This window comes from Pedobacter foliorum, from assembly GCF_013266735.1.
Lineage (GTDB): Bacteria > Bacteroidota > Bacteroidia > Sphingobacteriales > Sphingobacteriaceae > Pedobacter > Pedobacter foliorum.
This window is the reverse complement of sequence record NZ_JABSNU010000003.1, coordinates 196,315-209,463: the sequence shown is the minus strand read 5'-3', so window position 1 is coordinate 209,463 and position 13,149 is coordinate 196,315. Positions and strand designations below refer to the sequence as shown.

The 13,149-nt window shown below is 37.5% G+C and carries 12 protein-coding genes; 10 read left to right on the top strand and 2 right to left on the bottom strand.

The genetic code is table 11. The features are described 5' to 3' along the window. Nucleotides 1-34: 34 nt before the first annotated feature. The 4 genes from HQN83_RS07665 (at nt 35) to HQN83_RS07650 (ending at nt 7,379) form a co-directional block, all read left to right on the top strand. A complete protein-coding gene (locus tag HQN83_RS07665; protein WP_173089758.1) occupies nt 35-2,425 on the top strand; it encodes a TonB-dependent receptor in 2,391 nt (796 codons plus the stop codon). 32 nt (nt 2,426-2,457) lie between these two features. Further along, nucleotides 2,458-3,669: a hypothetical protein gene (locus tag HQN83_RS07660; RefSeq protein WP_173089757.1), complete on the top strand. Its 1,212-nt coding sequence runs from the start codon at nt 2,458-2,460 to the stop codon at nt 3,667-3,669. A gap of 83 nt (nt 3,670-3,752) precedes the next feature. After that, on the top strand, nt 3,753-4,880 hold the full coding sequence (locus tag HQN83_RS07655; protein ID WP_173089756.1) for a PepSY-associated TM helix domain-containing protein: 1,128 nt from the start codon (nt 3,753-3,755) through the stop codon (nt 4,878-4,880). A 9-nt stretch (nt 4,881-4,889) separates the two neighbouring features. Then, nucleotides 4,890-7,379, top strand: coding sequence for a TonB-dependent receptor domain-containing protein (locus HQN83_RS07650; RefSeq protein WP_173089755.1), 2,490 nt, complete (start codon nt 4,890-4,892; stop codon nt 7,377-7,379). Here the strand turns inward: HQN83_RS07650 and HQN83_RS07645 are convergent. Further along, nucleotides 7,363-7,713 carry a hypothetical protein gene (locus HQN83_RS07645; protein WP_173089754.1) on the bottom strand — a complete coding sequence of 117 codons (351 nt, stop codon included), beginning with the start codon at nt 7,711-7,713 and terminating at the stop codon, nt 7,363-7,365. The two genes, HQN83_RS07650 and HQN83_RS07645, sit on opposite strands and share 17 nt — an antisense overlap. Nucleotides 7,714-7,829: 116 nt before the next feature. Here HQN83_RS07645 and HQN83_RS07640 point away from each other — a divergent pair, with 116 nt between their 5' ends. From HQN83_RS07640 to HQN83_RS07620, 5 genes are read left to right on the top strand one after another with little or no spacing between them, the layout of a single operon-like run. Beyond that, nucleotides 7,830-8,036 carry a YtxH domain-containing protein gene (locus HQN83_RS07640; RefSeq protein WP_173089753.1) on the top strand — a complete coding sequence of 69 codons (207 nt, stop codon included), beginning with the start codon at nt 7,830-7,832 and terminating at the stop codon, nt 8,034-8,036. 10 nt (nt 8,037-8,046) lie between these two features. Beyond that, complete coding sequence (locus tag HQN83_RS07635) at nt 8,047-9,444, top strand: MBL fold metallo-hydrolase RNA specificity domain-containing protein (RefSeq protein ID WP_173089752.1); 1,398 nt, start codon at nt 8,047-8,049, stop codon at nt 9,442-9,444. 27 nt (nt 9,445-9,471) lie between these two features. Continuing rightward, on the top strand, nt 9,472-10,161 hold the full coding sequence (locus HQN83_RS07630) for a class I SAM-dependent methyltransferase (protein WP_173089751.1): 690 nt from the start codon (nt 9,472-9,474) through the stop codon (nt 10,159-10,161). A gap of 6 nt (nt 10,162-10,167) precedes the next feature. Continuing rightward, complete coding sequence (locus tag HQN83_RS07625; protein ID WP_173089750.1) at nt 10,168-10,725, top strand: YeeE/YedE family protein; 558 nt, start codon at nt 10,168-10,170, stop codon at nt 10,723-10,725. A 10-nt stretch (nt 10,726-10,735) separates the two neighbouring features. Next, the gene (locus tag HQN83_RS07620) at nt 10,736-11,152 is read left to right on the top strand and encodes a DUF6691 family protein (RefSeq protein WP_217277354.1); all 417 of its coding nucleotides are present in this window, start codon (nt 10,736-10,738) and stop codon (nt 11,150-11,152) included. A gap of 1 nt (nt 11,153) precedes the next feature. On the opposite strand, the gene pepT is transcribed toward HQN83_RS07620, so the two are convergent. After that, the gene (gene pepT / locus HQN83_RS07615; RefSeq protein ID WP_173090140.1) at nt 11,154-12,407 is read right to left on the bottom strand and encodes a peptidase T; all 1,254 of its coding nucleotides are present in this window, start codon (nt 12,405-12,407) and stop codon (nt 11,154-11,156) included. Nucleotides 12,408-12,474: 67 nt separating this feature from the next. Between pepT and HQN83_RS07610 the strand changes: the two genes are divergently transcribed. Then, nucleotides 12,475-13,122 carry an outer membrane beta-barrel protein gene (locus HQN83_RS07610; protein ID WP_173089749.1) on the top strand — a complete coding sequence of 216 codons (648 nt, stop codon included), beginning with the start codon at nt 12,475-12,477 and terminating at the stop codon, nt 13,120-13,122. Nucleotides 13,123-13,149 lie beyond the last annotated feature (27 nt).

Here is a 13,149-nt window from a genome sequence, read left to right as displayed (position 1 = left end):
TACTTACAGTATAAATACACAATATTAAAATAGAATGCAATTTCATAAAATCCTCTTTTCATTTATAATTAGCACTTTCGCTCTTAACTCTTTTGCACAAAACTCAATAGTTGTTTCTGGAAATGTTAAAGATAGCACCGAGGTTATATCTGGGGCATCTATACTATTAAAAGGAACCAAAACCGGAACACTAACAAATGCAAGTGGTTATTTTGAATTAACGGATATTAATCCTGGTTCATATACAATAATTGTATCCTACTTAGGTTACATCGCCCAATCAAAACAAATCTTAGTAAAAGAAAACCAAAAGCTTTCCATTGATTTTTTCTTAAAGAAAGATCTCCACCAACTTGGAAATGTGGATGTATTTGGAAAAACAAAATCACAGGAATTAAAAGAGTCTGGATTCTCAGTAAATACTATCGATACCCGAAAACTAGCAAATACCACTGCAGATCTTAATCAAATCTTAAATAGAAGCACAGGAGTAAAAATCAGGGAGCAAGGGGGATTAGGTTCTGATTTTAAATTCTCCTTAAATGGACTTTCAGGCAAACAAGTCCGCTTCTTTTTAGACGGCATTCCAATGGAAAACTTTGGGGGTTCTCTATCTCTAAATAATATCCCCGTTAATCTTGCCGAAAGGATTGATATCTACAAAGGGGTAGTTCCGGTAGAGCTTGGTGCTGATGCACTTGGTGGAGCAGTAAACATCATTACAGATCAGCACACTAAAAAATTCCTGGATGCGAGTTACAGCTACGGTTCTTTTAATACAAGCCGAGCAGCCTTAAATAGTCGATTTACCGATCAGAAAACGGGCATAATCTTTAACGTAAGTGGCTTTCACAACTACTCGGATAACGACTATATGATGCGTAACAATCCTAAATATGATGCCCCGATCAAGGTAAACGAGAACAACCAAGTTGTAGAAAGAGATGCCAGACGCTTTCATGATGCCTATCGATCAACGATGGGGCAATTCGACGCTGGGTTAACAAACAAATCATGGGCAGATCAAATTACGCTAGGCCTTGTATATTCTTCCTTATATAAGGAAATACAAACCGGCGCCAGTCAAAATAAAGTTTTTGGAGGTGTTAACAACCGAGAAAATTTCCTGATGCCAAGTATTAAATACAAGAAAACTGACTTTCTATTAAAGGGCTTGACAATGAATACTACTGCTTCTGTTTCAATTAACAAGTCTCAGGTTACCGATACAGCCAACAACATCTACGGTTGGGGCGGAAAAGGACGTGAAGACCTAATTGCAGGAGAACTAAATGGTGTAAAATCCATTTTTCATTACAGAAATAATGCAGCAAGTATAAGAACAAACTTTAATTACATTATTGATGCTAATCAAAGTATTAATTTGAACTATGCATTTAATCATTTTGGTCGTACGGGTAGAGAAGAGCTAGGTAAAGTACAAAGCAACACCTTTGATATCCCTAATACTATAGCTAAAAACATTATAGGGTTAGCTTACCAGGTGAATCTTCTTGATGATCGACTGTTGACTTCCGTATTCACCAAGTATTACGCATTCAGCTCTTTTGTGAGAGACGCAGTTTATTACAGTGCAGAAAACAGCTGGGTAAAGAACGACACTCGTTCCAGTAAGGATTATTTTGGTTATGGGATGGCAACAAGATTTAAATTCACTCCCCATGCAGGTGTAAAAGTTTCATATGAACATGCTTATAGACTCCAGGAATCCGAAGAACTTTTTGGTAACGGAATTGATGTTTCTTCAAACATCGATTTAAGACCAGAACAAAGTGACAATATAAATGCAGGTCTATATTACGATCAAATTTTTAACAAGCACCACTTTGCTATTGAAGCAAGTTACTTTTTCAGAAATGCAAAGGACTTTATCTACTTCATTCCTACCGGTGGTATTTACTCTTATTACGATAATATTGGCAAAGCGAAAATTAATGGTGTTGAAGCCGAGGTTCGTTACTCCTATAACCAACTATTAGAAGCCTCAGTAAATGCGAGTTATCAAACTGCAAAAAACAATCAACAGTATGAGCCTGGAACTACTATTCCAGACCAGACTTTTGGAGATAGAATACCAAATCAACCATGGTTATACGGCAATGCCAATGTAGGAATAGGGAAAAATGACTTATTCCAAAAAGGTACCCGGATACAATTTAACTGGTCCACCCAATATGTTCATTGGTTTTACCTTAACTGGGAAAGTCGTGGCAGTAAAGAATCTAAAAATAAGATTCCGCAGCAGCTTGTACACAATGCAGCGCTATCTTACTCTTTCAATAAAGGAAAATACAACATATCCGCAGAGTGTATGAACCTTACGGATGAGTTAACCTACGATAATTTCAGGCTTCAAAAACCTGGAAGATCATTCTTCATGAAACTTAGATACTTCATTAAATAACTCAAAGAAAATAAAAGTTCAAAATCAATATTATGTCTATACCATTTAAAAAATCAGCGGCTGGACTATGCCTGGCCGTATTAGTAGCAGGATTTAGCTCTTGTAAAAAAGATGAGAAAAAACCATCTACAGAAGAACCTGCAACAGAAAGCACTTATAGCTTAAGAGTGACATCCGGAACTCCTGCAGCCACTTATATTTTACAAACTGGCGCTATAACTTCAGGAACTATCAACACTGCAGGAAATGGTGCAGAAACCAAATTAACCACCATGACCACAAAGAATGGCTTTTACTATGGAATTGACAATGATTCTGGTAACCTGGTTAAATATACTTCAAACAATAAAACCAATACTATTATTAAGGAGATTCCATTCACCCAAATCAGTTGGGCATTTTACTCGAGTTTCTACAAATGGAAAGATGATAAAACCTTAGTATTATTCAGCAGTAACTCTGCCATCCAATTTGAATATGCTATCCTGAATGTTGAAACCATGGCCATTACAGCTAGCGGAAAAATCAATGTTCCCGGCTTAAAAGCAGGCCATTATTTCTGGGGATATAACGCTGCTTTTATTGGCGAAAAATTCTACCTAACCTATACACAAAACAGAAACAGCGACGATATTTCTGAGGAGGTAACCTATCTGGCAACGATGGATTACCCTGCTATGAACAATATTACAGTTACTCAGGACTCCCGCTTTACCCTACCTCAACATTACACCTTGAATATGCCTGCTTCATTTACAGAAAATGGAGTAGCTTACTTCTTAGCTTCACCAAACATCTGGACAACAGCTAACAAAAATGCACCATTCGCCATTTACAGAGTAAAAGGAGGCGCTACTCAGATAGACCCTGATTACTTCTATGAACTTACAGATAGGAGCAAAGAAGAAGCTCTAGGCCTGTTCTATATTGGAAATGGAAAGGCAATTACCAAAATCCTGGACAAAACAAAGATCACAGGTTCAGGCTCATACGGCGATGCATATATCACTGAATATTATGTTATTGATGTTGCTAACAAGACTAAAACAAAAATCAACATCCCAAAAAGCCTTAGCGGATCTTTCTCAGAAAACGTGCTTGTAGAAAACGGAATTGTATCTATTGCTGCTAATACTGTTGATGGCTTCTATATCTATCAATACAACATTAACACAGCCGCTGTAACTCGTGGCGCTAAATTAGAAGGTGTTAGTGGATTAACCCGTCTCGAGAAAATAAAATAATATCTACTTTATACTCCCGGACCTATTAAATCTGGGAGTATAAAGTCATTTTAACAATTAAAACCCAAACTCTGGCTTTTTAAATGACTTTCAAAAAAATCAATGCCTGGTTTCATTTATGGTTGGGACTGGCTTCTGGAATTATAGTAGTTATCCTAAGTATTACAGGCTGCGTACTGGTATTTAAACAGGAAATTAAGAGCCTGAGCTCACCTTGGTTTCATGTTAAAAAATCAAACGACAACGATAAGTTCCTACCTCCTTCTGTACTTTACAAGTCCGTTCAAAAGAGGTTGCCTACCAAACAGCCGGAGTCAATTTGGTACTATGGAGAAAATCGTACCGCACAAATCACTATACATGAATCAGACTCTATTGTATATGTAAATCCATATACTTCAGAGGTGATTGCGATGGTTGATCATGAAGATAATTTTCATTTTTTTGAGGAGGGTCATTTTAACCTTTGGCTACCAGAAAAGATAGGGCATCAGGTTGTTGGCTGGGGAACATTTATTTTCTTTTTATTGCTTATAAGTGGCCTTATTTTATGGTGGCCAAAAAAATGGAATAAAAAAACACGCGAGCAGAGTTTTAAAATAAAATGGCGTGCAAAATTTAAACGGGTAAACTACGACCTACACAATGTGCTCGGTTTCTACTCGATCATTATAGCAATTATAATGGCATTTACCGCACTGATGATGAGCTTCACGTGGTTTAACAAAAGTGTGTATTGGATGGCAGGAGGAGAAAACAAACCTCGCATACAGGCATTATCTGATACAAGCAGCAATCCTCAGTCAAATATGCTTGCTCAGGTTGATAAGGCATGGTATAAAGGTATAAACGAAATTGCGGAGTTTAACCGTCATGATATCCTGATGCATTTTCCAGAGAAAGCATCAGATCCGATTTACGTTTGTACAGATATGTACAAGGGGACATGGCGGGATGTTTATCTAGATCAACATACACTTGAAGAATTACCTGCATCAAATAAAAAACTAAGGGATGAGGATCTTGCATCATGGATTAGGCGCTCTAATTACGGTTTGCATGTAGGCTTATTTGCTGGACTCCCGACAAAAATCATTTACTTTCTTGCCAGTCTCATATGTGCGAGTTTACCTATTACCGGATTCTATGTTTGGTGGGGTAAAAAGAAAAAAGCAGCAAGAAAAACGGAACTACTCACACTACCTTCTTAAACATATTCTATGAAAACATGCCACAATAAAGCAAGCCTAAAGCTTGCTACAGGAACCCTATTACCCATTATTTTGTTGATATTTTTTGTCACTTTTCAAACGCTTTGCTACGCACAAATGAATGGCAATATATCAGGAAAGATAGTTGATCCTGGGGGTGCCCCAATAGAATATATTTCTGTAGGTCTCCTTTATGAAGATGGCAAAATATTAAAGGGAGTACTGAGTGATTCAACAGGAAAATTCTCGTTTTCGGCAATCCCTGATGGAAAATACCTTGTAAAGATTAGCGGGGTAAGCTATCATCCACTTACTACCGAAATACTTGTAATATCCATAGAAAACCGAAAACTTGACCTCGGCCTTTTAAAATTGAAGGAAGATAGCAAACTACTAAACGCAGTCGTCATCTCTGCACAGAAAAAGCTAATAGAGCAGACTATCGATAAGACCATAATTAACGTAGAAAACAGCATCTTGTCTGAAGGTAATACCGCATTAGAACTCCTCGAAAAAGCTCCCGGCGTTAAAGTTGGTGAAGACGGGCAAATTTCATTAAAGGGGCGTTCTGGCGTACTGGTTATGATTAACGGAAAATCCACCTACCTCTCACCAAAGGAGTTAAGCACACTACTAAAAGGAACCAATTCCTCTTCTATTTCAAAAATAGAAATTATGAATAATCCATCTGCAAAATATGATGCTGCCGGAAATGGAGGCATCATCAATATACAGATGAAGAAAAACATGAAAACAGGCTTAAATGGATCGGTATCTTTAAACGGCGGGGCAAGCAGAAATGCACGCTATGGTAGTGCATTAGACCTAAACTACCGAAACAACAAAGTCAATATTTATGGAAGCTATGACTACGGTTATCGTGGTGAAACTGAATATCTGGATTTCGTGAGGCGTTTTTATGATAGTGGCAATTCCGGATCAATTCCAAACCGAACCTCTTATCAGGATACTGAAACGGATGAACCATTACACACAAATAACTTCAGAGTTGGTCTTGATTATGATTTGGACAGTTCCAACACCATCGGTTTTCTTATAAACGGGAATGTCGGAAAATATACGCATGACAGCAAGACGGGCAATAGACTAATTGCAGCTGACGGAACAATGATTAGCCATATGGCTACAACAAACTATGATCAACAGAGCTGGAAAAACTTAACCTATAATGTAAACTACCTTCATAAATTCAAAAAGGAAGGAAGAACATTCTCTGCCGATGCAGATTTTGCAAGTAACAGTTTTACTTCAAATTTAAATCTAAAAACCACAACACTACAATCCACCGATGGGCAAGCCGGAGCAACAACAAGCAGACGCGGATATGTGCCTGCAATAACGGATGTTTATTTGGCTAAAGTAGATTACACAGATCCACTAAGCAAAACTATAAAATTAGAAAGCGGACTAAAAAGCAGTGTTATTCAATCTGACAACAACCTCCGCTATGATATTTTAAACAATGGCAATTGGGAGTATGACAACAATGGAAGTAACCATTTCAAGTATAAAGAACAGATACACGCAGGTTACATCAACATTAATAAAGATTTTAAAGGTTTTAGTGTACAGGCAGGTTTAAGAGGAGAATACACAAAAACTCAAGGTCACCAAATAACTACAGATTCATTATTAACCCGCAGCTACTTCCAACTGTTTCCAAGTATTTTCATTAATAAACCCATTGGGGCCAATCACCAAATTCAAGCTGCGTACAGCAGAAGAATAGAAAGGCCAGATTATGGTGACCTCAATCCTTTCAGAGTCTTTAGAGATCCTTTACTTTTCTATCAGGGTAATCCATTCTTAAAACCAGAACTGATCAATACATTTCAGTTGAGTCATAGCTTTAAGGGAAAATATACTACAGCAATAAACTATAATCAAACTACCGATGTGATTACCTGGCTAAGCGGTCAAATAGATTCATTAAATACCACTTTTGAATCTCCTCAAAACTTAAGCAGGTTAATTAACTATGGCATTAGCTTCACTGCATCTACCACATTTTTCAATTGGTGGAATGGAACGCATTTCGCCAATGTTTTCCGTAACGAGTATAAAGGGAACGTGCAAAACAATACGTTCAACAACAATACAACAAGCTTTAGCTTCAACTCTCAAAACTCATTTAAAGCCGGCAAGGGTTATACAATGGAGTTAAGTGGCTTTTATTACTCTGGTTCAGTTTATGGCATATCAACCTACAAAGGGAGTTACGCAATATCAACAGGTGTACAAAAGACAATATTGCAAGACAAAGGAAACATTAAGCTAATGGTAAATGATATATTCCAATCTGACAGGTATAGAGAACAAACAAAATACCAGAATATAGATATGTATACCAACAAAAGACCTGATAGTCGTCGTATAATGCTATCAATTTCTTATCGATTTGGCAATCAAAACCAAGATAATAAAGATAGAAGAACTGGAAGTGAAGATATTCAGAACAGAGTTAAGGGCGGCGGATAAATAATCCGCCAATTTGAATTATTATACCTGCAATTAAGCAAATACTAATCGCAATATAGAGCCAGCTATTTCCAAAATAATCATGTTCAAAAGAAGATAAAATCACGTTGTAAGTCCATACTACCAAAAAACCAGCAAACACCGACATGAGCACACCAAGTATAAAATATATCGCTGTAGGTTTTAGGCCTTTCTCAACATTCCTAATCGTTAGCGCACTAAAGGCAATCACTATAAGAATTCCAATCATTGCATAAGATGTGCTGTTTAGCAAGTAGAACAAAAAGTACACTATAGCTAACACAATATTAATAAATGATATAGATTTTAACATCTGTTAAAGATACTGATTCAATTACAGGGACAGTTCCTTACAGACTAAGAAAAAATGTTAAAACAACAGAACCATTCTGCTTTATTTTTGTTTAACTTTCATAAAACAACATTCTTATGAAGAAAGAAACTAAAATAATTGCAGGTATATTAGCAGGAGTAGCTCTTGGCACAGCAATAGCAATAATATTATCATCAGACAAAGAAGGTGAAATGAAAGGCAAAGTAACCGATTGGTTTTGCGATTTATTAGATTCTTCTAAAGACAAGCTGTCAGATGTTTCAGATAAAGTAAAAGATACCATTGCAAAAGTAAGAGCATAATATATACTTAATGAAGATTGCTTTTCATGGTGCAGCGCGTGCTGTAACTGGTAGTAAACACCTTATTACCCTTAACAACAACATTCAAATTTTATTAGATTGCGGCCTTTTTCAAGGCATGGGGGATATCACAGAAGGTCTAAACGAAAACTTTGGGTTTGATCCTGCAAAGGTTACCTACATGGTTTTATCTCATGCACATATAGACCATTGCGGATTGTTACCAAAATTGGTTTCTGAAGGCTTTAGCGGCCCAATATATTGTACTCCTGCAACCAGAGATCTAGCCAGAATTTTATTATTGGATTCAGCAAAAATACAAATGCAGGATGCTGAATATGCAAACAAGAAAATTAAACGGGTAGAAGATCAGGTAACGCCTCTATATACCGACAAAGACGTTAACCAAACACTTAGTCAGTTTAAAACCGTTCCCTACGATCAGGATTTTTCCATTGACCCCAACATAAGTCTCCTGCTTACAGATGCCGGGCATATTGTTGGTAGCGCAGCTGTTCATCTTAAAATAACGGAGGATGGAAAGGTAACTCACGTTACATTTAGTGGTGATGTTGGCCGATACGGTGATTTGCTTTTAAAAAGTCCACAAACATTCCCTCAGGCCGATTATATCGTCATGGAATCTACCTATGGTGATTCTTTACATGCAGATCTGGAACCCATAGAGAATATGTTATTACAGATTATTAAGAACACCTGTGAGGTTAAGAAAGGGAAAGTGATTATCCCGGCTTTTAGTGTTGGTCGTACGCAAGAATTACTTTATGCATTAAATAGTCTGGAATTGAAAAAACAACTGCCGGATGTTCGTTATTATGTAGATAGCCCTCTTTCTCTTGAAGCTACCCAGGTATTAAAAAATCATCCTGAGGTATATAACAATGGTGTTAAAGAAGTCTTCAAAGTAGACAATGACATATTTGATTTCAAAGGCTTAAAGTTTATAGAGAGTGTTGAGGAATCAAAATCATTAAACAGTGATGAACGTCCTTGTGTAATTATATCTTCGTCAGGAATGGCGGAAGGCGGAAGGGTAAGACATCACATCAGAAACAACATCAGTGACCGGAAAAATACCATTTTAATGGTAGGCTACGCGACTTCAAATTCATTGGCGGGTAGATTAATTGCCGGACAAAAAAAGGTTTGGTTATTTGGTCAGGAATATGATGTACAAGCTGAGGTGCAATCCATAAAATCAATGAGTGCACATGGTGATTATGAGGATCTGTTACAATTTCTATCGGTACAAGACCCCACAAAAGTTAAGCAACTATTCCTTGTTCATGGAGAGTATGAAGTGCAGCAAAAATTTGCGCCACGCATCATTAACAATGGTTTTAAAATTGTAAACATTCCTGAATATCATCAGGAGTTTCAATTATAACAAGTAAAGGTTTTTATCTTTGCCTTCATGGATGTTTTCGGTGAAGCTTTAAAAGACCAATTTACAAAACCACCAGCTGAAACCTTATGGGTACATAATTCTTATGATGAACCTGAAGAAATGCCGGTTGATGTTTACTTCAGAGGTGAGGATGAAATGCCAGAACTTGAGCTTAAGGCTTTAGAACTGTGCAAGGGAAAAGTACTGGATGTTGGTGCCGGTGTAGGTAGTCATGCCCTCATTTTACAAAAGCGTGGACTAAATGTTACAGGCATGGATATTTCTGCCCCTGCAGTTACCATTATGAAACAACGTGGCTTAAAACAAGCCATCGAAGGAAATATCCTTACCTATAAAGAAGATACTTACGATACACTCTTGTTTATGATGAATGGCATTGGACTAACAGGATCAATAGCAGGGCTGAAAGCTTTTTTAAAGCACGTTAAGAACCTGGTAAACCCTGGTGGCCAATTGGTGTTTGATAGTTCAGATTTATCTTACTTGTACCAGGAGATCCCCTTCCCTCTTAACGGCTATTACGGAGAAGTGAGTTTTAGGTACGAATATAAAAGCATTAAAGGCAATTGGTTTAAATGGGTTTATGTAGATCAGAAAACCCTTAAAGAGATTGCTCAGCAATCTGGTTGGGATGCCGAAATAATTTTTGAAGACGATCACGATCAATATTTAGCACGGTTAACATTAAGCAAATAAACAATTATGCTTGAACTTATTAAACAACCCTGGCCTTGGTATACATCGGGCCTGGCCATCAGTTTTATTATGGTAATTCTGGTCTTTTTTGGTAAATCCTTTGGCTTTTCATCAAACCTGCGAACCATGTGCAGTATGCTGGGGGCAGGTAAATGGGTAAGCTTCTTTAATTTCGACTGGAAGGCACAGCGATGGAATTTACTTTTCCTTATAGGATCTGTAATTGGCGGATTTATCTCAGCTAATTGGCTTCAATCAGATGCTCCATTAAATTTATCTCAAGCTACTATTGATGATCTCCAAAAACTTAACATACCGTTTGACGGGAACATTGTCCCTTCCGCATTGTTTAGCTGGGATTTTGTGGCTACAGGAAAAGGGTTGTTGATTTTTCTTGGAGGAGGTTTCTTAATTGGATTTGGAACCCGATATGCAGGTGGCTGTACATCTGGCCATGCAATCAGTGGTTTGTCAAACCTACAAGTCCCTTCACTCATTGCGGTTATCGGCTTTTTTATAGGCGGACTGGTGATGACCCACTTAATTTTTCCATTAATCTTTTAAGCAGTAGCTCATGATGAAATCAGTTAAATATATTCTTGCCGGCATACTGTTCGGCATTATTATGAGTAAATCAGAAGCCATATCGTGGTATCGTATTCAGGAAATGTTCAGGTTTCAATCGTTCCACATGTTTGGCATTATTGGTACCGCTGTAATTACAGGAGTAATTGCGGTTTGGTTAATGAAAAAAATGAAATCTCATGATATTGAAGGCAACCCAATTTCATTTACAGATAAACAAAAAGCATGGCGCAGATATTTATTTGGCGGCACCATATTTGGATTGGGATGGGCACTTACAGGCGCTTGTCCGGGACCAGTTTTTGTACTGCTCGGACAAGGCTACCTGGTTATGATAGTGGTAATAATTGGTTCGCTGTTGGGCACATTTGTTTACGGCTTATTAAAAAACCGCTTACCTCATTAGCCTAAGCTTTTTCTTCCCAAATGGAAGCAATATTTACGATGGTTTGAACTGCTTTTTCCATGTCTTGTACCGATGCCCATTCTTGCTTGCCATGAAACGCATGCTCACCTGCAAAAATATTAGGACAAGGTAAGCCCATAAATGAAAGACGAGAACCATCGGTACCTCCTCTAATACTTTGTTGTTTAGGCACAATTCCAGCTCTTTTAATTGCTTCAACTCCGTATTCAATTACCTGTGGGTATTGATCTAATACCTGCTTCATATTACGGTACTGCTCCTTTATTTTCAACTCATAAGTTGAGTTTGGAAAATCTTCGATAATATTCTGAACCGTTGCATCCAATAATTCGCCATAGGAGCTCAGTTGCTCATCATTAAAAGCGCGAAGAATAAAACGAGCTTCAGCTTGCTCAACACTACCTCCAATAGTTACCGGATGGATAAACCCTTCTTTAAGCTCTGTTGACTCAGGAGAAAGACAATCTACCGGCAGTGCACTAATTACGTCCGATAAAATCTTTATTGCGCTTTCCATTTTTCCCTTTGCAAAACCCGGATGTGTGCTTACGCCCTTTATTGTTAATACAGCTCCATCAGCAGAAAATGTCTCATCCTCTATTGAGCCTAAGGTTTCGCCATCAATTGTATACCCAAAATCGGCACCAAGCTTTTTCAAGTCTGCCTTATCTACTCCACGTCCAATCTCTTCATCAGGGGTAAATAGAATTCTGATTTTTCCGTGCTTAATTTCGGGATGTTCAATTAAAAAAGCAGCCGCTTCCATTATTTCCGCAAGTCCCGCTTTGTTATCCGCACCAAGAAGTGTTGTTCCACTTGCAGTAATAATATCATTCCCTATCTGGTCCTTTAAATCCGGATGTTCTGCCATTTTTAAGATGATAGATTTATCATCAGGAAGTACCAAATCCTGTCCTTGATAATTAACATGAATAATAGGTTTTACATCCTTGCCACTACAATCAGGAGAAGTATCCATATGTGAACAGAAACAAATTACAGGAACCTCTTTTTCTGTGGTAGAAGGTATAGTTGCATACACATAGCCAAATTCATCAAGATGTGCATCTGTAATACCCATTTCCAAAAGTTCTGCTACAAGCACCTTTCCAAGGTCCTTTTGCTTATCTGTTGATGGAGTGGTTTCAGATAACGGATCTGATTGAGTATCAATTTGAACGTACTTTGTGAACCTACCTTGAAGTGTTTTGTTATTATTTTGATATTTTAGCATATTCATATAGAAAGAACAAAGTTATATATAAGATTATTAAATAGGTTCGAAACTTAAAGAAGAAACTTTGAAAACAACAGTTATCTCATTCCTGGCCCTTTTACTTTGTTTAACCGCCACTGCACAATCTAATTTTTACAAGCTTAGCCTTGGAGGCGGTGCCGGGCTTACCCAATCGTTTACTGACTACGAAAAAAGCAAATTCGGAAAGACTATTTACGGCGTTGGTGAATTTTTTTTCACTCCGTTTATTAGTCTCGGGGGTGAAGGTCAGATTGGCCGCATTAAAGGTGAGACTCGTGATGTTGACCTTAAGCCCACTCAATTACTTAACTCATACAAATCATTTACAATTAATAGCAAGCTATATTTAGGCGCATTAATTGATTATAAAAGAAATGGCTTTTCTAATACCATAAAAGGCCTTTATTTTGGCGCGGGATTAGGTGGTGTATTAAATAACGTTCGCGGAGCCGAACAGCCTAGAACCAAAGACCTCATTATTCCTCTTAATCTTGGCTATACCTATTATTTCCCAGACAGATCGGGATATTACAGATATGGAATTAATGCAAATTATCAAAATACCATTAGTCTTGACGGAGGAATAGATGGAAATGAAAAAACTTCTCATACAGATGTATACACGTATTTCTCTATAGGCATCAGGTACCAGTTTGGTCCGATGGGGCTTTCCAGAAAAACGCTATTTTAAGCATACCTTCGCCTACATCAACAATAA